Origin of the sequence: Zoogloea sp. (assembly GCF_041904905.1) — a bacterium.
GTDB lineage: Bacteria > Pseudomonadota > Gammaproteobacteria > Burkholderiales > Rhodocyclaceae > Zoogloea.
Map to the genome: position 1 here is coordinate 29,729 of NZ_JAYRMI010000022.1, position 25,294 is coordinate 55,022.

Annotated in this window: 24 protein-coding genes; 18 read left to right on the top strand and 6 right to left on the bottom strand. The window is 67.7% G+C overall.

Features of this window, described 5'->3' with window-relative positions:
- The first annotated feature begins 60 nt into the window (after positions 1 to 60).
- From msrP to ACE3N6_RS08445, 3 genes are read left to right on the top strand one after another with little or no spacing between them, the layout of a single operon-like run.
- Positions 61 to 984, top strand: coding sequence for a protein-methionine-sulfoxide reductase catalytic subunit MsrP (msrP, locus tag ACE3N6_RS08435; RefSeq protein WP_374244742.1), 924 nt, complete (start codon positions 61 to 63; stop codon positions 982 to 984).
- Between the two features lie 12 nt (positions 985 to 996).
- Positions 997 to 1,668 (top strand): sulfite oxidase heme-binding subunit YedZ, encoded by a 672-nt coding sequence (locus ACE3N6_RS08440; RefSeq protein WP_374244743.1) that lies wholly within the window; start codon positions 997 to 999, stop codon positions 1,666 to 1,668.
- A gap of 24 nt (positions 1,669 to 1,692) precedes the next feature.
- Positions 1,693 to 2,304 carry a DUF1294 domain-containing protein gene (locus ACE3N6_RS08445; RefSeq protein ID WP_374244744.1) on the top strand — a complete coding sequence of 204 codons (612 nt, stop codon included), beginning with the start codon at positions 1,693 to 1,695 and terminating at the stop codon, positions 2,302 to 2,304.
- A gap of 22 nt (positions 2,305 to 2,326) precedes the next feature.
- Here ACE3N6_RS08445 and mog read toward each other — a convergent pair whose 3' ends face one another.
- Together mog and yjgA are read right to left on the bottom strand one after the other, a co-directional pair.
- Positions 2,327 to 2,914, bottom strand: coding sequence for a molybdopterin adenylyltransferase (gene mog / locus ACE3N6_RS08450; protein WP_374244745.1), 588 nt, complete (start codon positions 2,912 to 2,914; stop codon positions 2,327 to 2,329).
- A complete protein-coding gene (gene yjgA, locus ACE3N6_RS08455) occupies positions 2,911 to 3,465 on the bottom strand; it encodes a ribosome biogenesis factor YjgA (protein ID WP_374244746.1) in 555 nt (184 codons plus the stop codon). Before yjgA ends, mog begins: the two co-directional genes overlap by 4 nt.
- A gap of 68 nt (positions 3,466 to 3,533) precedes the next feature.
- On the opposite strand from yjgA, the gene pmbA reads away from it, so the two are divergent.
- The 7 genes from pmbA (at position 3,534) to ACE3N6_RS08490 (ending at position 10,374) form a co-directional block, all read left to right on the top strand.
- Positions 3,534 to 4,874 (top strand): metalloprotease PmbA, encoded by a 1,341-nt coding sequence (pmbA, locus tag ACE3N6_RS08460; RefSeq protein WP_374244747.1) that lies wholly within the window; start codon positions 3,534 to 3,536, stop codon positions 4,872 to 4,874.
- A gap of 53 nt (positions 4,875 to 4,927) precedes the next feature.
- Positions 4,928 to 6,031 carry a TRAP transporter substrate-binding protein gene (locus tag ACE3N6_RS08465; protein ID WP_374244748.1) on the top strand — a complete coding sequence of 368 codons (1,104 nt, stop codon included), beginning with the start codon at positions 4,928 to 4,930 and terminating at the stop codon, positions 6,029 to 6,031.
- A 138-nt stretch (positions 6,032 to 6,169) separates the two neighbouring features.
- The gene (locus ACE3N6_RS08470) at positions 6,170 to 7,276 is read left to right on the top strand and encodes a TRAP transporter substrate-binding protein (RefSeq protein WP_374244749.1); all 1,107 of its coding nucleotides are present in this window, start codon (positions 6,170 to 6,172) and stop codon (positions 7,274 to 7,276) included.
- Between the two features lie 87 nt (positions 7,277 to 7,363).
- Positions 7,364 to 7,720, top strand: a complete 357-nt coding sequence (locus ACE3N6_RS08475) for a CidA/LrgA family protein (protein WP_374244750.1) — start codon at positions 7,364 to 7,366, stop codon at positions 7,718 to 7,720.
- On the top strand, positions 7,717 to 8,454 hold the full coding sequence (locus ACE3N6_RS08480; RefSeq protein WP_374244751.1) for an LrgB family protein: 738 nt from the start codon (positions 7,717 to 7,719) through the stop codon (positions 8,452 to 8,454). The genes ACE3N6_RS08475 and ACE3N6_RS08480 overlap by 4 nt, the downstream gene beginning before the upstream one ends.
- A gap of 88 nt (positions 8,455 to 8,542) precedes the next feature.
- Complete coding sequence (locus ACE3N6_RS08485; protein WP_374244752.1) at positions 8,543 to 9,484, top strand: nucleoside recognition domain-containing protein; 942 nt, start codon at positions 8,543 to 8,545, stop codon at positions 9,482 to 9,484.
- A 161-nt stretch (positions 9,485 to 9,645) separates the two neighbouring features.
- The gene (locus ACE3N6_RS08490) at positions 9,646 to 10,374 is read left to right on the top strand and encodes an IclR family transcriptional regulator (RefSeq protein WP_374244764.1); all 729 of its coding nucleotides are present in this window, start codon (positions 9,646 to 9,648) and stop codon (positions 10,372 to 10,374) included.
- A gap of 69 nt (positions 10,375 to 10,443) precedes the next feature.
- On the opposite strand, the gene pbpG is transcribed toward ACE3N6_RS08490, so the two are convergent.
- The 3 genes from pbpG to ACE3N6_RS08505 all read right to left on the bottom strand — a co-directional run bounded on the left by pbpG (position 10,444) and on the right by ACE3N6_RS08505 (position 15,280).
- Entirely contained in the window at positions 10,444 to 11,544 is a 1,101-nt protein-coding gene (gene pbpG, locus ACE3N6_RS08495; RefSeq protein ID WP_374244753.1) for a D-alanyl-D-alanine endopeptidase, read from the bottom strand.
- Positions 11,545 to 11,800: 256 nt separating this feature from the next.
- Entirely contained in the window at positions 11,801 to 12,940 is a 1,140-nt protein-coding gene (locus tag ACE3N6_RS08500; protein ID WP_374244754.1) for a patatin-like phospholipase family protein, read from the bottom strand.
- A 72-nt stretch (positions 12,941 to 13,012) separates the two neighbouring features.
- A complete protein-coding gene (locus tag ACE3N6_RS08505) occupies positions 13,013 to 15,280 on the bottom strand; it encodes an NADP-dependent malic enzyme (RefSeq protein WP_374244755.1) in 2,268 nt (755 codons plus the stop codon).
- Positions 15,281 to 15,591: 311 nt separating this feature from the next.
- Here ACE3N6_RS08505 and ACE3N6_RS08510 point away from each other — a divergent pair, with 311 nt between their 5' ends.
- Positions 15,592 to 17,448, top strand: coding sequence for a phosphoenolpyruvate carboxykinase (GTP) (locus ACE3N6_RS08510; protein ID WP_374244756.1), 1,857 nt, complete (start codon positions 15,592 to 15,594; stop codon positions 17,446 to 17,448).
- A 102-nt stretch (positions 17,449 to 17,550) separates the two neighbouring features.
- On the opposite strand, the gene ACE3N6_RS08515 is transcribed toward ACE3N6_RS08510, so the two are convergent.
- Entirely contained in the window at positions 17,551 to 18,372 is an 822-nt protein-coding gene (locus ACE3N6_RS08515) for a DNA-binding transcriptional regulator (RefSeq protein WP_374244757.1), read from the bottom strand.
- A gap of 251 nt (positions 18,373 to 18,623) precedes the next feature.
- On the opposite strand from ACE3N6_RS08515, the gene ACE3N6_RS08520 reads away from it, so the two are divergent.
- From ACE3N6_RS08520 to dmpG, 7 genes are all read left to right on the top strand, one after another.
- A complete protein-coding gene (locus ACE3N6_RS08520) occupies positions 18,624 to 19,562 on the top strand; it encodes a 3-carboxyethylcatechol 2,3-dioxygenase (protein ID WP_374244758.1) in 939 nt (312 codons plus the stop codon).
- A 32-nt stretch (positions 19,563 to 19,594) separates the two neighbouring features.
- A complete protein-coding gene (locus ACE3N6_RS08525) occupies positions 19,595 to 20,818 on the top strand; it encodes an acyl-CoA dehydrogenase (RefSeq protein ID WP_374244759.1) in 1,224 nt (407 codons plus the stop codon).
- 10 nt (positions 20,819 to 20,828) lie between these two features.
- Entirely contained in the window at positions 20,829 to 21,380 is a 552-nt protein-coding gene (locus tag ACE3N6_RS08530) for a flavin reductase family protein (RefSeq protein ID WP_374244760.1), read from the top strand.
- Between the two features lie 41 nt (positions 21,381 to 21,421).
- The gene (locus ACE3N6_RS08535; RefSeq protein WP_374244761.1) at positions 21,422 to 22,552 is read left to right on the top strand and encodes an ABC transporter substrate-binding protein; all 1,131 of its coding nucleotides are present in this window, start codon (positions 21,422 to 21,424) and stop codon (positions 22,550 to 22,552) included.
- On the top strand, positions 22,549 to 23,340 hold the full coding sequence (gene mhpD / locus ACE3N6_RS08540) for a 2-keto-4-pentenoate hydratase (RefSeq protein ID WP_374244762.1): 792 nt from the start codon (positions 22,549 to 22,551) through the stop codon (positions 23,338 to 23,340). Before ACE3N6_RS08535 ends, mhpD begins: the two co-directional genes overlap by 4 nt.
- A 28-nt stretch (positions 23,341 to 23,368) precedes the next feature.
- A complete protein-coding gene (locus ACE3N6_RS08545) occupies positions 23,369 to 24,283 on the top strand; it encodes an acetaldehyde dehydrogenase (acetylating) (protein ID WP_374244763.1) in 915 nt (304 codons plus the stop codon).
- 133 nt (positions 24,284 to 24,416) lie between these two features.
- The coding region (gene dmpG, locus ACE3N6_RS08550) for a 4-hydroxy-2-oxovalerate aldolase (protein WP_374244765.1) at positions 24,417 to 25,294 on the top strand (878 nt) is incomplete at its 3' end.

Genomic DNA, 25,294 nt, shown 5'->3' on the forward strand with positions numbered 1-25,294 from the left:
CGACTGCAATTTTTTCCGCCGGGCCGCGTCCACCCCGGCAGACCAAGACTGGGAGCCCCCATGTTGATCCGTCGCCCCGACGACATCCCGCCGTCCGAGATCGCCGATCCGGCGGTGTACCGCGCCCGCCGCCGCTTCATGACCCAAGCCGGCGGGCTGGCCCTCGCCACCGCGCTGCCCGCCGCCAGGGCCGCGCCTGCGAGCCTGGGCCCGCTGACCGCAAGCCCCTTGAGCACCGCCGAACCCGCCACGTCCCGCCGGGCCGTCACCGGCTACAACAATTTTTACGAGCTGGGCACCGACAAGGCCGATCCGGCCGAGAACGCCTTCCGACTCCGGCCCGCCCCCTGGACGGTGCGGGTCGAGGGGCTGGTGAACAAGCCCCGCAGCTTCACCATCGAGGAACTCCTCAAGCTCGCCCCCCTGGAGGAGCGGATCTACCGGATGCGCTGCGTGGAGGGCTGGTCGATGGTGATCCCGTGGGTGGGGTTTCCGCTCGCCAGCCTGCTCCGGCAGGTCGACCCCCAGGGCAGCGCCAAGTACGTGGAGTTCGTGAGCCACTACGACAAGGCCACCATGACCCGAGGCGTGCTCGACTGGCCGTACCTGGAGGGCCTGCGCCTCGACGAGGCCCGCCACCCCCTCACCCTGCTGGCGGTGGGCCTGTTCGGCGAGGTGCTGCCGGTGCAGAATGGCGCCCCGATCCGGCTGGTAGTGCCCTGGAAGTACGGCTTCAAGGGCGGCAAGTCGATCGTGGCGATTCGCCTGGTCGAGAAGCAACCCGTCACCACCTGGATGAAGGCCGGCCCGTCGGAATACGGCTTCTACGCCAACGTGAACCCCGAGGTGGACCACCCGCGCTGGAGCCAGGCCACCGAACGCCGGATCGGCGAATTCACCAAACGCCGGACGCTGATGTTCAACGGCTACGCCGAACAGGTCGCGTCGCTGTATGGCGGCCTGGACCTGCGCCGCAACTTCTGACCCCTACCGACCATGACACCCAGCAACACCCAACTCTCCGCCCTCAAGACCGCCCTCTTCGCCGCCTGCCTTTTGCCGGCCCTGCTGCTGTGGCGGGGTTTCGAGCTCGACACCCTGGGCGCCAACCCCATCGAGACGCTCACCCGCAGCACCGGCGACTGGACGCTGCGCCTGCTCCTCGTCACCCTCGCCGTCACGCCGCTGCGCAAGCTCACCGGCTGGCACTGGGTGGTACGCCTGCGCCGCACGCTCGGGCTGCTCGCCTTCGCGTATGGCGTCGCTCACCTGGTCACCTATCTGTGGCTCGATCAGTTCTTCGACTGGCACGCCATCGCCCGCGACATCCTCAAGCGGCCCTTCATCACCGTCGGCTTCGCGGCGCTGGTGTTGATGACGCCCCTGGCCCTCACCTCCAGCAACTTCGCCATCCGCCAGCTGGGCGGGCGCCGCTGGCAGGCGCTGCACCGCGCGATCTACGCCATCGCGATCCTCGGCTGCGTGCATTTCTGGTGGCTGGTGAAGAAGGACATCACCGAGCCGCTGGTGTACTCGGCGATTGCCGTCGCGCTGCTCGGCGTGCGCGCCTGGTGGCGGGAGCAGGAGCGCCGCAAGCAGCTGGCCGGGGGCTATCTGCCCCAGCCGCCGCGGCTCACCGGCAAGGTGATCCGGATCTTCGCGAAGTAAGCCGCGGCGCCAAGCCCGCCCCCCATGCGCCATCAAGGCAGGCTCGCCACCTGGAACGACGCCCAGGGTTTCGGGTTCATCGCCCCCAACGGCGGTGGTCGGCAGGTGTTCGTCCACGTCAAGGCGTTCCAGGCCGACCAGCCCCGGCCGACGGAGGGCGCGCTGCTCACCTACGCGCTGCGGCCCGACCCCCAGGGCAGGCCCGCGGCGGCCGATGTGGCCCATGTCGCCACACGCCTGGCGGCACAGCCGCCGCACAAGGCCGGCGGCAGCCCCGTGGCGCTGCTGGCGGTGGCCGGTTTCGCGCTCGCCTTGGCCGTCGCGACGATGCTCGGGCGGCTACCGGTGGCCGTGCCCGGCATCTACCTGGCGTCGAGCGCGATTACTTTTCCGATCTACGCCCACGACAAGGCCGCCGCCCGGCGCGGCGAATGGCGGACGCCCGAGAGCATGCTGCACCTACTGGCGCTGATCGGCGGCTGGCCGGGCGCGCTGCTGGCCCAGCGCCTGCTTCGCCACAAGTCGGCAAAGCCCCGGTTCCAGCTGGTGTTCTGGGTGACGGTGGCGCTCAACCTGGCCGCCGTGCACCACCTCGTCCGCCTCTCGGCCCTGCCCTTCCTGGGGCTGCCGGATTAGCCGGGCCGCCAGCGGAGCCCCCTCAGGGCTGCGGGCGGATCGCCGACTTGGGCCGGAAGGCCTTCACCACCGCGTCGTGGGTCTCGATGTAGGGCCCGCCGATGAGATCGACGCAATACGGCACCGACGCAAAGATGCCATGCACCTTCGGATTGCCGTCGGCGTCCTTCAGCCCCTCCAGGGTCTCGGCGATCGCCTTGGGCTGGCCCGGCAGGTTGACGATGAGGCTGCTGCCGCGGATCACCGCCACCTGCCGCGAGAGGATCGCGGTGGGCACGAAGGCCAGGCTCACCTGACGCATCTGCTCGCCAAAGCCCGGCATCACCTTGTGGGCCACCGCCAGGGTGGCCTCCGGCGTCACATCGCGCAGGGCCGGGCCGGTGCCGCCGGTGGTGAGCACCAGATGGCAGCCGGCCACATCGCAAAGCTCGATCAGGGTTGCCTCGATGGTGGGCTGGTCGTCGGCGATCAGGCGCGTCACCGGCGCCCACGGGGTAACGAGGGCCTTGTCCAGCCAGCCCTGCAGGGCCGGGATGCCCTTGTCTTCGTAGATGCCGCCCGAGGCCCGGTCGCTGATGGACACCAGGCCGATCTTCACCTTGTCGCTCATACCTCGTCTCCGGCTTGTTCGTCGCCATCGGCGGTATCTGCACCGCCCTCCTCCAGCTCGCGCAGCACCCGGAAGAGCTCCCGGTAGGCCCGCGGCGGCTTGTTCTGCTCCTTCTCCTTGATCGCATTGCGGCGCAGCACGCGCAGCTGCTGCAGATCGACACCCGGATGGGCTTCGGCGATGCTGTGAAGGGTCTTCTCATCTTCGAGCAGCTTGGTACGCAGGTTTTCGAGGCGGTGCATCTTGGCGGTCTCGACCGCCGACACGCCCTTGAAGGCATCCAGCGCGGCGCGGATCGGCTCCGGGTCGACGTTGCGCATCAGCTTGCCGATGTACTGCAGCTGACGGCGCTTGGCCTCGTGGGCAGTGAAGCGCTGGTAATCCTTGACCGCGTCGCGCAGGTCTTCGTCGATGGGCACCTTGGCCAGGCGCTCCTTGCCGAGTTCGGCCAGCTCGCGGCCGAGATCCTGCAGGGCGGCGCTGTCGCGCTTGAGCTGCGACTTGCTGGGGCCGTCGAATTCTTCGTCTGGGTTGTATTTGTGCTTGGCCATCTGGGGGGTGAAAAAGGCGCGGGAAGGGTAAGATTATAGCCTTTAGCCCCAGCCCCACCCGCAAAGCCATGGCCGACAACCGTTTCAGCTTCAGTCAGGACAACCTCAAGACCATCGCCGACGACATTCTCCGGTTCGCCCGCAAGCGCGGCGCGAGCGCCTGCGAGGTGGATGTCTCGGAAGGGTTCGGCCAGTCCGTCACCGTCCGCCGCGACGAGGTGGACACCATCGAGTACAACCGCGACAAGGGCGTCGGCGTCACCATCTACGACGGCCAGAAGCGCGGCTACGCCAGCACCTCCGATTTCTCGAAGGACGCCCTCAAGGCCACCGTGGATGCGGCGGTCTCCATCGCCCGCTTCACCGCCCCCGACCCCGCCGCCGGCCTGCCCGACGAAGCGCTGCTGGCGAAGGACTTCCCCGATTTCGACCTGTACCACCCCTGGAAGCTCTCCACCGAAGACGCCATCGAGCTAGCCCGCCGCTGCGAGCGCGCCGCCTTCGCGGTGAGCCCCGAGATCCGCAACTCCGACGGCGCCAGCGTGTCGATGCAGGAATCCCACTTCATTTCGGCCAACAGCCTGGGCTTCATGGGCGGCTACGCCAGCTCGCGGCATTTCCTGTCCTGCTCGGTGATCGCCGGCGAGGGCGACGACATGCAGCGGGACGACTGGTACACCACCAAGCGCGACCCGGCCGAGCTGGCCGACGCCGACGAGATCGGCACCTTCGCCGCCCGCCGCGCCCTGGCCCGCCTGGGCGCCCGCCAGATCCCCACCTGCGAGGTGCCGGTGCTGTTCGAGGCGCCGCTGGCCGCCGGGCTGATCGGCGCCTTCGTGCACGCCGTGAGCGGCGGCGCGCTGTACCGCAAGTCGAGCTTCCTCCTCGACAGCCTGGGCAAGCAGGTCTTCCCCAGCCACATCCAGATCTCCGAACGTCCGCACCTGGCCAAGGCCTTCGCCAGCAGCCCCTTCGACGACGACGGCGTGGCCACCCGCGACCGCGAGGTCATCGTCGACGGCGTGCTGCAGGGCTACTTCCTCAGCACCTACTCGGCCCGCAAGCTGGGCCTGCAGTCCACCGGCAACGCCGGCGGCAGCCACAACCTGCTGGTCAAACCCGGCCAGTACGACCTCGACGGCCTCGTCAGGCAGATGGACCGCGGCCTGCTCGTCACCGAGCTGCTTGGCCACGGCGTCAATTACGTCACCGGCGACTACTCCCGCGGCGCCGCCGGCTTCTGGGTCGAGAACGGCAAGATCCAGTACCCGGTGCACGAGATCACCATCGCCGGCAACCTCAAGCAGATGCTGATGGGCATCCGCGAGATCGGCTCCGACGTGCTGGTACGCGGCTCCAAGCACTGCGGCTCCATCCTCGTCGACCGCATGACCGTCGCCGGCGCCTGACGCCTGCCCTCGCCTCTTTCGCCCGATCGCCAAACAAGAAAAAGGAGAACACCATGGAAAGACGTGCCTTCCTTAAACAGGCCGGTGCCGGCCTCGCCGCCGGCGCAGCCGCCGCGCCAGCCCTCGCCGCAGACCTGCCCGCCATCAAATGGCGCCTCGCCTCCGGTTTCCCGAAGACCGTCGACGCCATTTTCGGCGCGGCCGAAACGGTATCGAAACACGTAGCTGCAGCCACCGGCGGCAAATTCCAGATTTCCCTCTTCGCCGCCGGCGAGATCGTTCCCACCCCCGGCGTGCTGGACGCGGTCAAGGACGGCACCGTCGAGATGGGCCACGCCGCGTCGTACTGGTACATCGGCAAAGATCCTGCGCTGGCCTTCGACACCGCCATCCCCTTCGGCCTCAACAGCCGCCAGCAGAACGCCTGGCTGCAGGAAGGCGGCGGGCTCGAACTGCTGCGGGAGTTCTTCAAGGACTACAACATCTACCCGATCCCCTGCGGCAACACCGGCACCCAGATGGGCGGCTGGTTCCGCAAGGAGATCAAGTCGATCGAAGACCTCCAGGGGCTCAAGTTCCGCATCGGCGGCTTTGCCGGCCAGGTGCTCGCCAAGCTCGGCGTGGTACCCCAGCAGATCCCGCCGGCCGACATCTACCCGTCCCTCGAAAAGGGCACCATCGACGCCGCCGAATGGGTGGCCCCCTACGACGACCTCAAGCTCGGTTTCGCCAAGGTCGCCAAGTACTACTACTACCCCGGCTTCTGGGAGGGCGGCGCCCAGCTGTCGCTCTACGTCAACGCCAAGAAGTTTGCCGAGCTGCCCAAGGAGTACCAGGCCATCCTCGAGAACGCCTGCGCCTTCGCCAACGCCGAGATGCAGGCCCGCTACGACGCGCGCAACCCTCACGCGCTCAAGCAGCTCATCGCCGCGGGCACCCAGCTGCGCCCCTTCCCCAACGACGTAATGGCCGCCGCCTACAAGGTGACCAGCGAACTCTACGAGGAAACCGCCGCCAAGAACCCCAAGTTCAAGAAGATCTACGACCACTGGAAGCGCTTCCGCGACGACCAGCTCCAGTGGTTTGCCGTGGCCGAGAACCGCTTCGACAACTTCATGCAGGCCGCCCGCTACGGCAACTTCAAGGGCAAGAAGTAAGCCGCCGCCCCCGCCCCGAGCCCGCAGCGTTGCGGCAGGGCAGCATAGGGTTTTCCTTACTGTCTTGCCCCTGGGGGCTCATGAATAATCGAAGCACGCTTGAAGCACCCTTGTAGCGAATCAAAAAAAGGAGACAACGTGGAACGTCGTTCATTTCTGAAGAAGGCCAGCGTCGGCGTCGCCGCCGGTGCCGTCGCAGCGCCCGCGCTCTCGGCCGATCTGCCGACCATCAAGTGGCGCCTCGCCTCCAGCTTCCCCAAGAGCCTCGACACCATCTTCGGCGGTGCCGATGTCGTCGCCAAGCGGGTTGCCGCGGCCACCGGCGGCAAGTTCCAGATCCAGGTGTTCGCCGCCGGCGAGATCGTTCCGGGCCCGGGCGTGCTCGACGCGGTCAAGGATGGCACGGTCGAATGCGGCCACACCTGCTCCTACTACTTCATCGGCAAGGACCCCACCTTCGCCTTCGAGACTGCGGTCCCCTTCGGCCTCAACAGCCGCCAGCAGACCGCCTGGATGATGGACGGCGGCGGCCTGGAACTCTTCCGCGAATTCTTCAAGGATTACAACATCTACAACATCCCCTGCGGCAACACCGGCGCCCAGATGGGCGGCTGGTTCCGCAAGGAGATCAAGAGCGTCGAAGACCTCAACGGCCTGAAGTTCCGCTGCGGCGGCTTCGCCGGTCAGGTGCTCGCCAGGCTCGGCGTGGTGCCCCAGCAGATTCCCGGTGGCGACATCTACCCGGCCCTCGAAAAGGGCACCATCGACGCCGCCGAATGGATCGGCCCCTACGACGACCAGAAGCTCGGCTTCAACAAGGTCGCCAAGTACTACTACTACCCGGGTTTCTGGGAAGGCGGCCCGCAGATCGCCCTTTACGTCAACCAGAAGCAGTGGGCCGCCCTGCCGAAGGAATACCAGACCATCCTGGAAGACGCCTGCCTGTACGCCCACGCCGAAATGCAGGCCCGCTACGACGCCAAGAACCCCACGGCGCTCAAGCAACTGGTCGGCTCCGGCACCCAGTTGCGCCCCTTCCCCAACGAGGTCATGGCCGCCGCCTACAAGGCCGCCAACGAACTCTACGAGGAAACCGCCGCCAAGAACCCCAAGTTCAAGAAGATCTACGACGCCTGGAAGAAATTCCGCGACGACCAGATCCAGTGGTTCGCGGTAGCCGAGAACCGCTTCGACAACTTCATGCAGGCTGCCCGCAGCGCATCCGCCAAGGCCGCCAAGAAGTAACCCTGCCGCACCGGTAGCACCGAAGGGCCGCGCTCCGCGGCCCTTTTTCATTCGGTTCCCCCGGCCGGCCCTCAGACGAGCACACCCATGATCGCCGCCTTCGCCCTCCTCCTCGCCTTCCAGCTCGCCGGAGAAACCCTGCGGGTCGCCCTCCACCTGCCGGTGCCCGGCCCGGTGCTGGGTATGACCCTGCTGCTGATCTACCTGGTGGCCCGCCGCGGCCCCGACGCCGCCCGGCGCCCCACCGCCGGGGGGCTGCTGCCGACCCTCTCGCTGTTGGGGGGGCCGGCCGGCCCCGGGGTGATGCTCCACGCCAGCCGGCTGGCCGACGAAGCCTGGCCGATCGCCGTCGCCCTGGTCGCCAGCACCGTCCTGGGGCTCGCCGCCACCGGGCTGACCCTGCATGTCCTGACCCGCAGGCGCGCCGGCGGAGGTGCCGAATGAACAGCGAAAGCATGACCGAGATCTGGGTTTACCTGTCGGCCCAGCCGCTCCTGTGGCTCACCCTCACCCTCGCGGTGTACATGCTGGCGATCCTCCTCCACCGCAAGGCGGGCGGGCATCCGGCGGTCAATCCGGTGCTCATCTCGGTGGCGGTGCTGGTCAGCCTGTTGCTCGCCACCGGCACGCCCTACCAGCGCTACTTCGACGGCGCCCAGTTCGTTCACTTCCTGCTCGGCCCCACCACCGTGGCCCTCGCGGTGCCTCTCCACGGCCAGCTCCGGCGGCTGCTGGCGATGAGCGGCCCGCTGCTGATCGCCCTGGTGGTCGGCTCACTGGTGGCGGGCCTGTCGGCCTACGGCATTGGCGCGCTGATGGGTGCCAGCACGCCGACAGTGGTGTCGCTGGCGCCCAAGTCGGTCACCACCCCGATCGCCATGGGCGTCGCCGAACGCCTGGGCGGGCTCGCCTCGCTCACCGCGGTGTTCGTGATCCTCACCGGCATCTTCGGCGCCATCTTCGCCGGCGGCCTCCTGCGCCGGCTGGGCGTGAAGGACGACGCCAGCGTGGGCTTCGCGCTGGGCCTCGCGTCCCACGGCATCGGCACCGCCCGGGCCTTCCAGATCAGCGAGCAGACCGGCGCCTTTGCGGCCCTGGCGATGGGGCTCAACGGCCTGTTCACCGCCCTCACCCTGCCCTGGCTGCTGCCGCTGGTGGCCGGGCTGCTCAAGCCCTGATGCCGTCCGCCAAAGGCCTGCCCGACTTGTCGGCCATGCCGGACGCCCTCGATAATCGGCCTCCCGGCCTTTTTGCTGCACTGCAACCATGGACCTGCTGATCGATGTCATCCTGCGCGCCGGCCGCTCCGCGGTCGAGCTGTCGTTCTTCGTGCTGCTGCCGGTGATGGTGGTCATGCTGTCGCTGATGCGCCTGCTCGAAGCCCGCGGCGTGCTCGACTGGGCCGTGGCGCGCCTTGCACCGCTACTGCGCCCCTTCGGCCTCACCGGACTGGGCGTGTTCGCCGCGGTGCAGATCAACTTCGTCAGCTTCGCCGCGCCGGTGGCCACCCTCGCGATGATGGACCAGCGCGGCACCTCCAGCCGCCACCTGGCCGCTACCCTGGCGATGGTGATGGCCATGGCCCAGGCCAACGTGTCGATGCCCCTGGCCGCGATGGGCCTGCACTTCGGCGTCGTGCTGGGCTGGTCGATGGTCGGCGGGTTGGTTGCTGCGGCAGCCACCTACTACGTGTTCGGCCGACGCCTGCCCGCCACCGAGCACACCCTCGACGAGACCCTCCACCACCCGGTGGCCGACAGCGCCAAGGGCATCCTCGACGTGATCAACCGGGCCGGCGCCGAAGCCTTCAAGATCGCCGTGGGCGCCATCCCGATGCTGGTGCTGTCGCTCACCGCGGTGCTTGCCCTGCGCCGGCTGGGGGCGCTGGATGCGCTCACCCTGTGGCTGTCGCCGGCGCTCCTGGCGATCAGCGCCGACCCGGCCCTGATCCTGCCCACCCTCACCAAGTTCCTCGCCGGCGGCACCGCCATGATGGGGGTGATGGACGAGATGCTCCGCGCCGGCACGGCCACCGCCGCCACCCTCAACGGCGCCAGCGCCGGGCTGCTCATCCACCCGCTGGACATCCCCGGCGTGGCGGTGCTCGTCTCCGCCGGCCGGCGGGTGGCGGACGTCTGGAAGCCGGCCGCCCTGGGCGCCGCGGTCGGCATCCTGGCACGCGCCGTCGGCCATCTGATGATCGGCTGACGGCCCGCCAAGGCTGCCTGCGCGCTGGCTTGCGCAGCGCAGCATTTCACTAGGCGAAATCAACGCGACTGCGCTACCATTCGCAATCCCCGACGACCCTTGCACAAACCGTCTTGTCCACGCCAGAAACCGCGAAGAATCCCATCCAGGTCATCGAGCGCATGATGAAGCTGCTCGACGTCCTCGCCGAGCATCCCGATCCGGTGCCGCTCAAGCAGCTCGCCCTCGAAACCGGCCTGCACTCCTCCACGGCCCACCGCATTCTCGGCGCCATGACCAGCAGCGGCTTCGTCGAACGCAGCGATGCCGGCGTCTACCGGCTCGGCATCCGCCTGCTCGAACTGGGCAGCCTCGTCAAATCCCGCATCTCCCTGCGCGAAACCGCGATGTCGGCGATGCTCAAGCTCCACGCCGCCACCGGCGAGAGCGTCAACCTGGGTATCCGCGCCGGCGACGAGATCGTCTACATCGAGCGCACCTCCAGCGGCAAATCGGCCGTGCGGGTGGTGCACATCGTCGGCGCCCGCGCGCCACTGCACACCACCGCCACCGGCAAGCTGTTCCTGGTGGAAGACGGCGCCCAGAAGGTCAAGGAATACGCCAGGCGCACCGGCCTGCCCTCATCCACCGCCACCTCCATCACCACCCTGCAGGGCCTCGAGAAAGAGCTGGACAAGGTGCGCCGTCACGGCGTGGCCTTCGACCTGGACGAGGTGGAGACCGGCGTGCGCTGCATCGCCGCCGGCATCCGGGACGACAGCGGCGAACTCGTCGCCGGCCTGTCGCTGTCCACGCCGTCCGAGCGCTTCGATCCGGATCGCGCCCCGCTGATCCGCGAAACTGCCGACGAAATCAGCCGCGCGCTGGGCTACATGCCGCCGAACCGCTGATTCGTAGTCAGTCGATCAAAACAAAACGGGCGCTATCTGGCGCCCGTTTTGCTTGAAGCGATCGCCCTATCAGGTTGCCGGGCCGCGGCCGTTGGCCGCCACCTTCTGCTGCACGGCAGCGCTCTCGAGCCAGCGCTTGACCCGCTGGGCGTCGGCCACCCGGGTAAAGCGGCCGAAGGAATCCAGCAGCACGATGATCATCGGCTTGTTGAGCAGCCACGCCTGCATCACCAGGCACTTGCCGGATTCGTTGATGAAGCCGGTCTTGGAAACGCCGATCTGCCAGTCCGGGCTGCTCACCAGCGCGTTGGTGTTGTTGAACTGGCGCTGACGGCCATTGAGCGACACCACGTAGTTGGCGGTGGTGGAGAACTCGCGGATCAGCGGATAGCGCGACGCGGCGGACACCATCTTCACCAGATCGCGTGCACTCGACACGTTGGCGGAGTTGAGACCGGTGCTGTCGGAGAAGCGGGTCTCGCGCAGGCCCAGCGACGCCGCCTTGCGGTTCATGGCCGCCACGAAGGCCGGCAGGCCGCCCGGGTAGTGGCGGGCCAGGGCCGACGCGGCGCGGTTCTCCGACGACATCAGCGCCAGACGCAGCATGTCCTCGCGGGTCAGATCGGTGCCGACGGGCACGTGGGAGCTGCTGCCGCGCAGGGTGTCCACGTCCTCCTGGCCGATGGTGAGGATCTCGCCCAGATTGAGGCGCGCATCCAGCACCACCATCGCGGTCATCAGCTTGGTGATCGAGGCGATGGGCAGCACGGCGTCGGAGTTCTTTTCAAGCAGCACGTTGCCTGTGGCCTGATCGGCGATCATGAAGGCCGCCGAGTGCAGCAGCGGGTTGCCTTCCTGGTCGATATCCTGGCCGGACGGCGCGAAGGCCGCGCGCTGGACGACCGGCGCCGCGGCAACGAAGCGCGCCTGACCACGCTCATGTCGGGCAGCGAGCCTGCCGCCACTGCGGGCCGGCGCGGCCGCGACCAGCCTGCCCCCCTTTGCAGGCTTGTCGGCCTTGGCGGTCTTCTCCACCTTGGCGGCGGACTTGGCCGGCGCGGCAAGCTTCTTGGCCGACGCACGCTGCACCGCAGCAAAAACATCCGCCGGCGCCGCTGCGCCAAGCGCAAAGACCCCCAGCAGGGCTATCAGGGAATTACGGATTTTCATCGTTCTCAAACCAGATCCATACAGCGGCGGAGTCGGCGCTCCGCCGGAAATAAAACCGACGCGATGTAGCTCGCATGCGCGCAAAGCCATCCACCGATGACGAAAGCCTGCCGCGGGTGGCGCCGCATTCGGGGCGGCAAACCGTTAACGGCAGACTTCTATTCAAAATAATGGGTTATTCTAAATTTTTGAAGTTTTTTGTGAATCTTTTTTTGTAACTGACGGCCGCTCCGGGGGAAGCGGGGAGGCCCTCCCCTCAGCGCTCCGGCACCCGCAGGAAGCGGGCAAGCTCGTCGCGGCGGCTCATCGTGTCCTGGTAACCCAGCTCCATCAGCGCGCGGGTATACCCGCGCTCGAACAGGAGGTAGGAGAGTAACACCGAGCCATTCTTTCGCGTTGCACCAATACCGCTCAAAACGAGCCTCAGGGCCCGGGGCAGCGCGTTGCGATGGCGGGCCGCAAGATAATCCAGACGCTGGGACGGCGCAATCACGAATGTTTCGATGGGCCGCAGGGCGATCCCGGCCGCCTCGCGCTGGGCCGGGGTCAGGGCGCCGACGGTGCCGTTGATGCGCTCCAGGCGCTCCAGATCCATCGACAGACCGTCTAGAAAGATGCTCGACAAGGTGTGCCCCGCCACCTGGGCCGGCGAGGGATAGGTGTCCGTGCGCTGACGAGCCTCTTCCGAGCGGCGGCCGCCGGCGATCACCAGGATGCGGTCGGCGCCGAGGTGGATCACCGGGCTGATCGGTGCGGTCTGGCGCATCGAGCCGTCGCCGAAGTACTCGCGGTTGATGCGCACCGCCGGAAACACGAAGGGGATCGCGCTGGAGGCGAGCAGGTGCTCGACCTTGATGTCGCTGCGCACGCCGACGCGTTGGGCCCGTCGCCAGGGCTGGAGATCGTCCCGCCCCTGGAAGAACGACAGGCTCTCGCCCGAGGTGTAGCCCGAGGCGGTCACCGAGACCGCCTGCAGGTGGCCGTCGGCGATGGCCCGGTCGATGGCGCCGAAATCCAGCTGGGCTTCGAGGAGCGCCCGCAGCGGCTGGTTGTCGAGCAGCGAGCGCGGCGACTGGCGGAACAGCCAGCCCAGGAACATCGCCGACCCCCAGCGGGTGACGGATTCGGCGATGGCCAGGGTGTCGGCCCGATAGACGTGATGGACGTGGAAGTTGCGCCAGATGAAGGCCAGCTTCTTGACGGCCTCGTTGAAGTTGGCCGAAAACACCGCCAGCGCGACGGCATTCACCGCGCCGGCGGAGGTGCCGCAGATGATCGGAAAGGGGTTCTCGGCGCGCCTGCCCCACACGTCGCGGATGGCGATGAGCGCCCCCACCTGATAGGCCGCCCGCGCGCCTCCGCCGGTGAGCACCAGCGCCGCCCTGCCGTCCGTCATGCCGTCATCCTCCACCCGGTTGCTGTGAAGCTTAACGGCACGCGGCGGCCGGGCCTGAACGGCCCGTGTCGATCAACGGCCGGCTTCGACGACGGTGAGCGCCGTCATGTTGACGATCCGCCGCACGGTGGCGGTGGGGGTGAGGATGTGCACCGGCTTGGCCGACCCGAGCAGGATCGGGCCGATGGTCATGCCCTCGCCCGCCGCCGTCTTGAGCAGGTTGAAGGCAATATTGGCGGCGTCCAGGGTGGGGAAGATCAGCAGGTTGGCGTCTTCCTTCATCTTGGCGTTGGGGAAGATCTGCTGGCGGATGCCCGCATCCAGCGCCGCGTCGCCGTGCATCTCGCCCTCGACTTCCAGGTCGCCGTGCTCGGCGTGGAGCATCACCAGCGCCTTGCGCATCTTCTCGGCGGTGGGCGAGTTCTCGGTGCCGAAGCTGGAGTGGGAGAGCAGCGCAATGCGCGGCTGGATGCCGAAGCGGCGCACCTCGTCGGCGGCCAGGCGGGTCATCTCGACCACCTGCTCGGGGGTCGGGTCGTAATTGACGTAGGTGTCGCACAGGAACACCGTGCGGCCCGGCAGCGCCAGCAGGTTCATGGTGTAGAAGTTGCGCACGCCCTTCTGGCGGCCCAGCACCGTCTCGATGAACTTCAGGTGCAGGCCGTGCATGCCATAGGTGCCGCAGATCATCCCGTCGGCGTAGCCGAACTTGAGCAGCAGCGAACCGAGCAAGGTGGGACGGCGGCGCACCTCGCGCTTGGCGTAATCCACCGACACGCCCTTGCGCTCCATCAGCGAATGGTAGTGGGACCACAGCTGATCGTAGCGCGGGTCGGTCTCGGGGTTGACCAGCTCGAAATCCAGCTCGGGGCGCAGGCGCAGGCCAAAGCGGTCGATGTTCTCGATCACGATGTCCGGCCGGCCAATCAGGATGGGCCGGCACAGGCCTTCGTCCACCACCGTCTGCACCGCGCGCATCACCCGCTCGGATTCGCCTTCCGAGAAAATGATCCGCTTGGGAGCCCGCTTGGCGGCCTGGAACACCGGCTTCATCACCAGGCCGGACTGCCACACGAAGTTGTTGAGCTGCTGGCGGTAGGCGTCGAAGTCGGCGATCGGGCGGGTGGCCACGCCGGACTCCATCGCCGCGCGGGCCACCTCGGGGGCGATCTTGACGATCAGGCGCGGGTCGAAGGGCTTCGGGATGATGTACTCGGGGCCGAAGCCCGAGACGTTCTCGCCGTAGGCGGCCGCCACGATGTCGGACGCCTCGGCCCGGGCCAGCTCGGCGATGGCCTTCACGGCGGCGAGCTTCATCTGGTCGGTGATGGTGGTGGCGCCCACGTCCAGCGCGCCCCGGAAGATGAACGGGAAGCACAGCACGTTGTTCACCTGGTTCGGGTAGTCCGAACGGCCGGTGGCCATCAGGGCGTCGCCGCGCACCCTCTTCACTTCCTCGGGCAGGATCTCCGGCGTGGGGTTGGCGAGGGCCATGATGAGCGGGTTGGCGGCCATCTTGGCGACCATCTCGGGCTTGAGCACGCCGCCGGCCGACAGGCCCAGGAACACGTCCGCGCCCTCGATCACCTCGCCCAGGGTGCGGGCGTCGGTCACCTTGGCGTAGCGCGCCTTGATCGGGTCCATCAGCTTGGTGCGGCCCTCGAAGACCACGCCTTCGATGTCGGTCACCCAGATGTTGGACACCGGCACGCCCAGCATCACCAGCAGATCCAGGCAGGCCAGCGCCGCGGCGCCCGCGCCGGAGGTGACCAGCTTGACCTTGGAGAGGTCCTTGCCCAGCAGGTGCAGGCCGTTGAGCAGCGCCGCGCCCACCACGATGGCGGTGCCGTGCTGGTCGTCGTGGAAGACCGGAATCCTCATCCGCTCGCGCAGCTTGCTCTCGATGTAGAAGCACTCCGGGGCCTTGATGTCCTCGAGGTTGATGCCGCCGAAGGTGGGCTCCAGCGCGGCGATCATGTCGATCAGCTTGTCGGCGTCCGGCTCGTCGATCTCCAGGTCGAACACGTCGATGCCGGCAAACTTCTTGAACAGCACGCCCTTGCCTTCCATCACCGGCTTGGCGGCCAGCGGGCCGATGTTGCCCAGGCCCAGCACCGCGGTGCCGTTGGTGACCACGCCGATCAGGTTGCTGCGCGCGGTGAGGCTGGCGGCCTCGGCCGAGTCCTCGACGATGGCATCGCACGCGGCGGCCACGCCCGGAGAGTAGGCCAGCGACAGATCCTGCTGGTTGGTCAAGGCCTTGGTGGGGGCAATCGAGATCTTGCCGGGGCGGGGAAGGCGGTGATATTCCAGGGCGGCCTGACGAATCCGTTCATCCATGCTGCTGTCTCTCCAGATGGTGTGTTTATGGGTGGGTGCGCCCATGATGGGAGCACAACTTCGTTGAAGCAATTCGTGACATCCACAGCACTTGGTCGTGACGTGCAAATGACGTTACCCGACGAACCGTGGCATAATTATAGGCTAGCTTCCCTGGGGTAAATCCCGATCGGACACCCCGGGCCAAGCCCGATCGAGCCAATAATACGCGCCGTGCCCTGGTGGCCAAAAGACGCGATCGCCCAGCCGGCGGACTCCCTAGCCGGCACATGAGAAACAACGCAATCCGTAACGTCCTGGAGAATCGTCAGATGTCTCAAAGCATTGCCGAAGCCGCCATCGCTGCCGCGCCCGACTACGTCAAAAACCAGAAACTCAAGCAGTGGGTCGCCGAAATCGCCACCCTCACCCAGCCCGACCGCGTCATCTGGTGTGACGGCTCCGAAGAAGAATACGACCGTCTGTGCGCCGAAATGGTCGAAGCCGGGATGCTCATCAAGCTCAACCCGGAAAAGCGCAAGAATTCCTACCTCGCCTGTTCCGACCCCTCCGATGTGGCCCGTGTCGAAGACCGCACCTACATCTGCTCGGTCAACAAGGACGACGCCGGCCCCACCAACAACTGGGAAGATCCGGCCAAGATGCGCAAGACCCTGAACGAACTGTTCACGGGCTGCATGCACGGTCGCACCATGTACGTGATCCCGTTCTCCATGGGTCCGCTCGGCTCCCCCATCGCCCACATCGGCGTGGAGATCTCCGACAGCCCCTACGTGGTCACCAACATGCGCACCATGACCCGCATGGGCAAGGCCGTCTATGACGTCCTCGGCACCGATGGCGAGTTCGTGCCCTGCGTCCACACCGTTGGCGCCCCGCTGGGCCACGGCGAGAAGGATTCGTCCTGGCCGTGCAACCCCACCACCAAGTACATCGTTCACTACCCCGAAACCCGTGAGATCTGGTCCTACGGTTCCGGTTACGGCGGTAACGCGCTGCTGGGCAAGAAGTGCTTCGCCCTGCGCATCGCCTCCAACATGGCCCGTGACGAAGGCTGGCTGGCCGAACACATGCTGATCCTCGGCGTGGAAAGCCCCACCGGCGAGAAGACCTACGTCGCCGCCGCCTTCCCGTCCGCCTGCGGCAAGACCAACTTCGCGATGCTGATCCCGCCGAAGTCCTTCGATGGCTGGAAGATCTCCACCGTCGGCGACGACATCGCCTGGATCAAGCCGCGCACCGAAGCCGACGGCACCACCCGCTTCTACGCGATCAATCCGGAAGCGGGCTTCTTCGGCGTCGCCCCCGGCACCTCCGAGAAGACCAACTACAACGCCCTGGCCACCCTCAAGGAAAACATCATCTTCACCAACGTCGCGCTGACCGACGATGGCGACGTGTGGTGGGAAGGCCTGACCAAGGAAGCCCCGGCTCACCTGATCGACTGGCAAGGCAAGGACTGGACCCCGGAGATCGCCAAGGAAACCGGCCGCAAGGCTGCGCACCCGAACTCCCGCTTCACCGCCCCGGCCAGCCAGTGCCCGTCCATCGACCCGGCCTGGGAAGATCCCGCCGGCGTGCCGATTTCCGCCTTCATCTTCGGCGGCCGTCGTGCCACCACCGTGCCGCTGGTGTACCAGGCCTTCAACTGGAACTACGGCGTCTACATGGCGGCCACCCTCGGCTCCGAAACCACCGCTGCCGCCTTCGGCGCCCAGGGCGTGGTCCGTCGCGATCCGTTCGCCATGCTGCCCTTCTGCGGCTACCACATGGGCGACTACTTCAACCACTGGCTGAAGATGGGTCACACCGTCGATCAGGCCCCGGGCATCTTCTGCGTCAACTGGTTCCGCATGAACGAGAAGGGTGAGTTCATGTGGCCGGGCTTCGGCGAGAACATGCGCGTCCTGAAGTGGATCGTCGACCGCGTCCGCGGCCGCGTCGCCGCCAAGGAAAACGCCCTCGGCTGGATGCCCCAGTACGAAGACATCGACTGGACCGGCTCCGACGTCACCAAGGAAGAGTTCGAAGCCCTCACCAAGATTGACGCCGAAGCCTGGAAGTCCGAGCTGGCCGGCCACAAGGAGTGGTTCGACAAGCTGCAGGATCGCCTGCCCAAGCAGTTCGCCCTCAAGCGCGAGCTGTTCGAGCTGGCCATGTCGGTCTAAAGCACCGGGCGGCCGCCAGGCCGCCTCTGCCGCATCAGCAAAAAGCGCCGGGTTCCGGCGCTTTTTGTTTTCTGGGCGCCCCACGCCCGGCCGGCGCGTCGCTCATCCCCCTCCGCCAGCCAGCGGCCCGTCGGGCCGGGCCAGGCGCGCCTCGATCTTCTCCACCGCCCCCTGCAGCGCCGGCAGATAACGCCGCGCCGCCTCGGGCACGCTCACCGCCTTGCGCAGGAAGACCAGATTGATCGTCGCCAGCACCTGCCCGCCGTGGTGGATGGGCACCGCCAGAGCGCCGATCTTGGTCTGCAGACTCCACTCGCCGTCGTTCGTCGCGTAGCCCTGGGCGCAGATGCGCTCGCACAGCAGGTCAACCAGCGCGCGGTTGCGGGCAAAGGCCGCCTGCTCATCGCTGCCGGCCGCGAGCAACTGCAGGAGCTGCTCGCGCTCCTCCCCACCGCAGAAAGCCAGATAGGCCCGCCCCGCCGCCGTCAGCAGCAGTGGCAGACGCTGGCGGATCATGGCCCGGTGAAACGACAGCGGGCTGAACCGGTGGGTCGTCTCGCGCACCAGCATCGCGTCGCCGTCGATGGTGCACAGGTCCGACGGCCACACAAGCTGCTGGAGCAGCTCGCCCAGCACCGGGTTGGCCACCTCCGAGATCCACTCGTCGTCGGTGAAGCCGTCGCTCAACTGGCGGATCTTGTGCGCCAGGCGATAGCTGTCGTCCGACTCGCTGCGCCGCACGTAGCCCTCCGCCTGCAGGGTTTCAAGCATGCGCCGCACCGTGGTGCGATGCAGGCCGGTGAGCGCAGCCAGCTCGGCGATGGTGATCCAGCCGTTGGGCGAGCGGTTGATCGCGCGCAGGATCGCCAGCCCCCGGCTCAGCCCCTGAACATGGCGGTAGTTGGCGCCGGTGGATGGCCGCATGGGGTTTGCCCTTTTTAGTTTTCTTGATTGCAATCAATGTTGTGCACATTGTGCACAATTCTCAAACAAATTTCTTCCCCGCCACGCCCTTTCCTAGAATCGTTTCCACAAAACGATAACGAGGCGTGGAGATGACACCCCGACGGGCACCCCGTCGGATTTGCCGTGCGCGCAGCGGCGAGCTCCTTCCCGACTCATCGGTCCCGGCGATTCCCACCCGCCGGCTTTTCGTCACCGTTCAAGGAGCCTGCATGAGCGTGCAACTCAAATGCCTGTCCCACACCCCGCTGCGCGGCCTCAACGACCCCGGACCGGCGGTCGTCGCCGAGGTCGACGGCGTGCTCGCCCGGGCCCGCGCCGAAGTCGAGGCCTTCGACCCCGAGCTGATCGTGATCTTCGCGCCGGACCACTACAACGGTCTCTTCTACGACCTGATGCCGCCCTTCGTCATCGCCACCGCCGCCGAATCGGTGGCCGACTACGGCACCCTGCCCGGCCCCCTGTCGATCCCCAAGGCGCTGGCCCTCGATCTCGCCCGCCACATCCTCGACAGCGACGTGGACATCGCCCTGTCCCACCGGCTGCAGGTGGACCACGGCTGCACCCAGACGCTCGAGGAGCTGACCGGCAGCCTCACCCGCTATCCGGTGATCCCCATCATCATCAACTCGGTGGCGCCCCCCTTCGGCCCCTACCGCCGGGTGCGCAAGCTGGGCGACGCAGTGGGCCGCTTCATCGCCGGGCTCGGCAAGCGCGTGCTGATCCTGGGCACGGGTGGCCTCTCCCACGAGCCGCCGGTGCCGCTGCTGGCCGACGCCCCCGACGAGATCGCCAACTTCCTGATCGCCGGCCGCAACCCCACGCCGGAAGCCCGCGCCGCCCGCCAGGCCCGCACCGTCGCCACCGGCCAGGTGTTCGGCACCCCCGACTGCCCCCTCACCCCGCTCAACCCCGAGTGGGACGAAGGCTTCATGCAGCTCCTGATCGAAGGCCAGCTGCACAAGGTGGACAGCTTCGACATCGAATCCATCTCCCGCGCCGCGGGCCGCTCCACCCACGAAGTGCGTACCTGGATCGCCGCCTTCGCCGCCCTCGCCGCCTGCGGCAGCTACACCGCCCGCAAGGATTACTACCGCCCGATCAACGAATGGATCGCCGGCTACGGCGTGCTGAGCGCCGCCACCCGCTGACCCGCCCCCACCCCGAACACGAGGAACACCCCATGAGCAAGAACGAAACCGCCCACGTGCAGATCCCCAGCGCCGACGAGATCGTCCAGCGCGCCCACGACCTGATCCCGGTGCTGCGCGCCCGCGCCGAAGCCTGCGAGAAGAACCGCATGGTCTCCCCCGAGACCATCCAGGATTTCCAGGACGCCGGCTTCTTCAAGATCCTCCAGCCCCGGCGCTGGGGCGGCTACGAGATGCACCCCAACGTCCTCAACCGGGTGCTGATGGAGCTGGCCCGCGGCTGCCCGTCCAGCGCCTGGAACGTGATGGTGCTGGGCGTGCACCCCTTCGAGGTGGGCCTGCTGTCGGCCCGGGTGGGCGACGAGCTGTGGGGCGACGACGAATCCCGGCTCGTCTCCTCGTCCTACGCGCCCTTCGGCACCGTGGCCAAGGTGGAAGGCGGCTACAAGCTCAACGGTGAGTGGCTCACCTCCAGCGGCTGCGACCACGCCGCCGGCGGCGCCTTCGTGGGCGGCCGCGTGCAGGAGAACGGCGAACTGGTGTTCCGCTCGTTCTGGATCCAGCGCAGCGACTTCGAGATCGTCGACGACTGGTTCGTGGTGGGCCTCGCCGGCACCGGGTCGAAGAAGCTCGTCATCAAGGAAGCCTTCGTCCCCGACTACCGCAGCCACGTGATCGGCGCCTACGACGAGCACTCCCACGGCCACGTGGAGAACCTCTACAAGATGCCCTTCTTCTACGTCTTCTACGCCGCCGTGTCGTCGGTGATCGTCGGCATGGCCCGCGGCATGGTGGATCTGTACATCGAGCACATGGTGCCGCGCCAGAACATCAACCAGGCCGTCGGTGCCGCGGTGAACGATCCGTTCATCAAGAGCCGCCTGGGCGAGGCCTACGCCAAAATCGTCGGCGCCGCCTCGCGGGTGCTGCAGAACACCGACGAAGCCTGGGCCTACGCCGCCCAGGGCAAGCTGGTGCCCCTTGAAGTGCGCATCCGCCACTTCGCCACCAACCAGTTCACCGGCGGCGAGTGCTTCGACGCCGCCCACATGATCTTCAAGAAAACCTCCACCCGCGGCGTGTGGCTCAACTGCCCGATGCAGCGCCAGATGCGCGACATCCTGGTGGGCGCCAACCACATCACCCAGAACCAGGACAACATCGGCGACCTGCTCGGCGGCCACCTGCTCGGCAACCCGCTGCCCCAGCCCAACCCCTTCGGCGCCAAGCCGGCCGCCACCGCCCAATACCAGTGAGAGTGCCGCCATGAGCCAGCAGATCAACCAGAAACTCGACTGGCAGCCCAACGCCCGCCTCGCGGCGCTGCCCACCGTCTCGGCCGACGACCACCGCTACGGCATGCGCCACTTTGCGGTGGGCGTCACCATCATCACCGCCCGCCACGGCGACACCCGCGCCGGGCTCACCGCCACGGCGGTGTGCTCGGTCACCGCCGACCCACCGCGGCTGGTGGTGTTCGTGAACAAGAACGTCGTCGCCAGCGACATCGTGCTCAACAGCGGCGCCCTGTGCGTGAACGTGCTGGCGGGCGACCAGGAGGAAGTCGCCAAGGCCTTCGCCGGCATGGTCAAGGACGTCCACGGCGACGAGCGCTTCCGCTTCGGCGGCTGGCGCGAGATGGTGTCGGGCGCGCCCACGCTCGACGGCGCCCTCGCCAACTTCGACTGCCGGGTCATCAAGGTCTTCGACGAAAGCACCCACCACGCCTTCCTGTGCGAAGTGCTCGCCACCTGCGAGCGCAACGACGGCGAGGCCCTGATCTACCTGAACGGCGGCTTCCGCCGCCTCCCCCAATAAGCCCAAGGCCGTACCGACAGCCACCCACCGAGGAGACCATAATGAAATCCAAGACCCTGCTTGCCCTGACCTTCGCCACCCTCGCCGCCCCGGCGCTGGCCGACATCAACGTCGGCGTCGTCGCCTCCCTCACCGGCCCGGCCGCCGCCCTTGGCGCCGAAACCAAGAAGGCGGTCGCCCTGTTCCCGACGACGGTGGGCGGCGAGAAGGTCAATTTCATCGTCCTCGACGACGGCACCGACCCCACCAACGCCGTCAAGAACGTGCGCAAGCTGATCTCCGAGAACAAGGTCGACGCGATCCTCGGCCCCAACCTCATCAGCACCGCCATCGCCATGGCCGACGTGGCCAACGCCGAAAAGACCCCGATGGTTTCCGTCGCCCCCCTCGACGTGAGCGGCGACAAGCGCGGCTTCGTGTTCCGCAGCGAACCCTCGGCCGACCTCATGGTGAACAAGGTGGTCGCCGACATGGTGGCCGGCGGCGCCAAGACCGTCGGCTTCATCGGCTTCTCCGACTCCTGGGGCGAGCTGCTCCTGAAGGCGCTCACCAAGGCCGCCGACGGCAAGCTGCAGATCGTCGCCAGCGAGCGCTACGGCCGCGCCGACCCCAGCGTGCAGGCCCAGGTGCTCAAGGTGATCGCCGCCAAGCCCGACGTGGTGTTCGTCGGCGCCTCCGGCACCCCCGCCGCCATGCCCCAGATCACCCTGCGCGAGCGTGGCTACAAGGGCAAGATCTACCAATCCCACGGCGTCACCAGCAAGGAGTTCCTGCGCGTGGGCGGCAAGGCCGTCGAGGGCGCGCTGATCCCGGTCGGCCCGGTGCTGGTGGCCGAACAGCTGCCCGACAGCCACCCCACCAAGAAGAACGCCGAAGCCTTCGTGAAGGAGCTGGAAGCCAGGAACGGCCCCGACTCCCGCTCCACCTTCGCCGGCGCCTCGTGGGACGCCTGGCAGCTCGCCCAGAACGGCCTCCAGGCCGCGCTCAAGAGCAAGGCCAGGCCCGGCACGCCGGAGTTCCGCGCCGCCGTGCGCGAGGGCATCGAGAAGACCAGCAAGCTCGTCGGCACCAACGGCGTCTACACCATGTCCGCCACCGACCACGCCGGCTACGACGCCAGCGCCATCGTGCTCATCAAGGTCGAGAACAACCACTGGAAGCTCATCAAGTGACGGGGACGAGCCCCCTCGCGCCGGCCGCCGCCGCGGCCCTGCTCAAGGCGGCCCACGCCAGCGGCGAAGCCATCGCGCCGCTGCGCGACCGTCTGGCCGCCACCGACGCCGACGCCGCCTACGCGATCCAGGAACTCAACACCCGCGCCTGGCTCGCCGAAGGGCGCCGCCTCGTCGGCCGCAAGATCGGCCTCACCTCGCTGGCGGTGCAGGCCCAGCTGGGCGTCGACCAGCCCGACTTCGGCATGCTGTTCGCCGACATGGCGGTGGGCGACGGCGAGCCGGTGCCTGCCGGCCGGCTCATCCAGCCCAAGGTCGAGGCCGAGGTCGCCCTCGTGCTGGGCCGCGACCTCACCCACGAGCGCCACACCTACGCCGACCTCCTCCGCGCCACCGAATACGCGCTGCCCGCCATCGAGATCGTCGACAGCCGCATCGCCGGCTGGAACATCCGCTTCGCCGACACCGTGGCCGACAACGCCTCCAGTGGCCTGTTCGTGCTGGGCGGCCGGCCCGTCCGGCTTGCCGACGTGGACCTCACCGCCTGCGCCATGCAGATGTGCCGCGGCGACGCGGTCGTCTCCCGCGGCAACGGCCGCGCCTGCCTGGGCAGCCCGCTGAACGCCGCCGTGTGGCTCGCCGACACGATGGCCCGCCGCGGCCGCCCGCTCCTGGCCGGCGACATCGTGCTCACCGGCGCCCTCGGCCCGATGGTGGCCGTGCAGAGCGGCGACCGCTTCGACGTGAGCATCGAGGGCCTGGGCGGCGTAAGCGCCGTCTTCGACTGACCCACCCCTCCATTCAGAGAACACTCTCATGACCAACAAGATCAAATGCGCCCTGATCGGACCGGGCAACATCGGCACCGACCTGCTGGCCAAGCTGCAGCGCAGCCCTGTCCTCGAGCCGGTGTGGATGGTCGGCATCGACCCCGAATCGGACGGCCTCAAGCGGGCCCGCGAGATGGGCATCAAGACCACCGCCGAGGGCGTGGACGGCCTGCTCCCCCACGTGCTGGCCGACGGCGTGCAGATCGCCTTCGACGCCACCAGCGCCTACGTGCACGCCGAGAACAGCCGCAAGCTCAACGCGCTGGGCGTGCTCATGATCGACCTCACCCCGGCCGCCATCGGCCCCTACTGCGTGCCGCCGGTCAACCTGCTCGAGCACGTGGGCAAGGGCGAGATGAACGTGAACATGGTCACCTGCGGTGGCCAGGCCACCATCCCGATGGTCGCCGCCGTGTCGCGCGTGCAGAAGGTGGCGTATGGCGAGATCGTCGCCACCGTCTCGTCCAAATCCGCCGGCCCCGGCACGCGCAAGAACATCGACGAATTCACCCGCACCACCGCGGGCGCCGTCGAACGCGTGGGCGGCGCCGAAAAGGGCAAGGCGATCATCATCATCAACCCGGCCGAACCCCCGCTGATGATGCGCGACACCGTGCACTGCCTGGTCGAAGGCGAACCCCAGCAGGACGCGATCCGCGAATCCATCGCCGCGATGATCCGGGAAGTGCAGAAGTACGTGCCCGGCTACCGCCTGGTCAATGGCCCGGTGTTCGACGGCAAGCGCGTGTCGGTCTTCCTGGAAGTCGAAGGCCTGGGCGACTACCTGCCCAAGTACGCCGGCAACCTGGACATCATGACCGCCGCCGCCGCGCGCACCGCCGAGATGTTTGCCGAAGAGATGCTCGCCGGCCGTCTGACCCTGAAACCCGTTGCCGCGTAAGGAGCCGGACATGGATCTCAAAGGAAAGAAGATTACCCACGCGGATGGCGCCCGGCCGTCCGAAGCCAGCCGCGATCCCCTCGGGGGATCGGCCGCCGCCCGCGGCGGACGCGGGGCCGTCACCTTGCACGACATGACCCTGCGCGACGGCATGCACCCCAAGCGCCACCTCATGTCCCTCGAGCAGATGAAGTCGATCGCCACCGGCCTCGACGAAGCGGGCATCCCGCTGATCGAAGTCACCCACGGCGACGGCCTGGGCGGCAGCTCGGTGAACTACGGCTTCCCGGCCCATACCGACGAGGAATACCTCTCCACGGTGATTCCGCTGATGAAGCAGGCCAAGGTTTCGGCGCTGCTGCTGCCGGGCATCGGCACCGTCGACCACCTCAAGATGGCCCGCGAGCTGGGCGTTGCCACCATCCGCGTGGCCACCCACTGCACCGAGGCCGACGTCTCGGAGCAGCACATCACCCTGGCCCGCAAGCTGGAGATGGACACCGTCGGCTTCCTGATGATGAGCCACATGAACAGCCCCGAAGGGCTGGTCAAGCAGGCCAAGCTGATGGAAGGCTACGGCGCCAACTGCATCTACGTGACCGACTCCGCCGGCCACCTGCTGCCCGACGGCGTGAAGGCGCGCCTCAGCGCCGTGCGCGATGCCCTCAAGCCCGAAACCGAGCTGGGCTTCCACGGTCACCACAACCTCGCCATGGGCGTGGCCAACTCCATTGCCGCCATCGAAGTGGGCGCCACCCGCATCGACGCGGCCGCCGCGGGCCTGGGCGCCGGCGCCGGCAACACCCCGATGGAGGTGCTCGTCACGGTGTGCGACCTGATGGGCATCGACACCGGCGTGAATGTGGCCAAGATCACCGACGTGGCCGAAGACCTGGTCATCCCGATCATGGATTTCCCGATCCGCATCGACCGCGACGCGCTGACCCTGGGCTACGCCGGCGTGTACGGCTCCTTCCTGCTGTTCGCCAAGCGCGCCAGCGCCAAGTACGG

Coding starts and splice junctions, on each gene's coding strand:
- ACE3N6_RS08505 (WP_374244755.1), bottom strand. CDS start 15,280: ATGGATGAACGGATTCGTCAGGCCGCCCTGGAATATCACCGCCTTCCC.
- ACE3N6_RS08535 (WP_374244761.1), top strand. CDS start 21,422: ATGAAATCCAAGACCCTGCTTGCCCTGACCTTCGCCACCCTCGCCGCC.
- ACE3N6_RS08515 (WP_374244757.1), bottom strand. CDS start 18,372: ATGCGGCCATCCACCGGCGCCAACTACCGCCATGTTCAGGGGCTGAGC.
- ACE3N6_RS08480 (WP_374244751.1), top strand. CDS start 7,717: ATGAACAGCGAAAGCATGACCGAGATCTGGGTTTACCTGTCGGCCCAG.
- ACE3N6_RS08520 (WP_374244758.1), top strand. CDS start 18,624: ATGAGCGTGCAACTCAAATGCCTGTCCCACACCCCGCTGCGCGGCCTC.
- ACE3N6_RS08525 (WP_374244759.1), top strand. CDS start 19,595: ATGAGCAAGAACGAAACCGCCCACGTGCAGATCCCCAGCGCCGACGAG.
- ACE3N6_RS08490 (WP_374244764.1), top strand. CDS start 9,646: ATGATGAAGCTGCTCGACGTCCTCGCCGAGCATCCCGATCCGGTGCCG.
- pmbA (WP_374244747.1), top strand. CDS start 3,534: ATGGCCGACAACCGTTTCAGCTTCAGTCAGGACAACCTCAAGACCATC.
- ACE3N6_RS08475 (WP_374244750.1), top strand. CDS start 7,364: ATGATCGCCGCCTTCGCCCTCCTCCTCGCCTTCCAGCTCGCCGGAGAA.
- ACE3N6_RS08500 (WP_374244754.1), bottom strand. CDS start 12,940: ATGACGGACGGCAGGGCGGCGCTGGTGCTCACCGGCGGAGGCGCGCGG.
- ACE3N6_RS08440 (WP_374244743.1), top strand. CDS start 997: ATGACACCCAGCAACACCCAACTCTCCGCCCTCAAGACCGCCCTCTTC.
- yjgA (WP_374244746.1), bottom strand. CDS start 3,465: ATGGCCAAGCACAAATACAACCCAGACGAAGAATTCGACGGCCCCAGC.
- ACE3N6_RS08445 (WP_374244744.1), top strand. CDS start 1,693: ATGCGCCATCAAGGCAGGCTCGCCACCTGGAACGACGCCCAGGGTTTC.
- ACE3N6_RS08510 (WP_374244756.1), top strand. CDS start 15,592: ATGTCTCAAAGCATTGCCGAAGCCGCCATCGCTGCCGCGCCCGACTAC.
- ACE3N6_RS08530 (WP_374244760.1), top strand. CDS start 20,829: ATGAGCCAGCAGATCAACCAGAAACTCGACTGGCAGCCCAACGCCCGC.
- ACE3N6_RS08485 (WP_374244752.1), top strand. CDS start 8,543: ATGGACCTGCTGATCGATGTCATCCTGCGCGCCGGCCGCTCCGCGGTC.
- pbpG (WP_374244753.1), bottom strand. CDS start 11,544: ATGAAAATCCGTAATTCCCTGATAGCCCTGCTGGGGGTCTTTGCGCTT.
- mog (WP_374244745.1), bottom strand. CDS start 2,914: ATGAGCGACAAGGTGAAGATCGGCCTGGTGTCCATCAGCGACCGGGCC.
- msrP (WP_374244742.1), top strand. CDS start 61: ATGTTGATCCGTCGCCCCGACGACATCCCGCCGTCCGAGATCGCCGAT.
- ACE3N6_RS08545 (WP_374244763.1), top strand. CDS start 23,369: ATGACCAACAAGATCAAATGCGCCCTGATCGGACCGGGCAACATCGGC.
- ACE3N6_RS08465 (WP_374244748.1), top strand. CDS start 4,928: ATGGAAAGACGTGCCTTCCTTAAACAGGCCGGTGCCGGCCTCGCCGCC.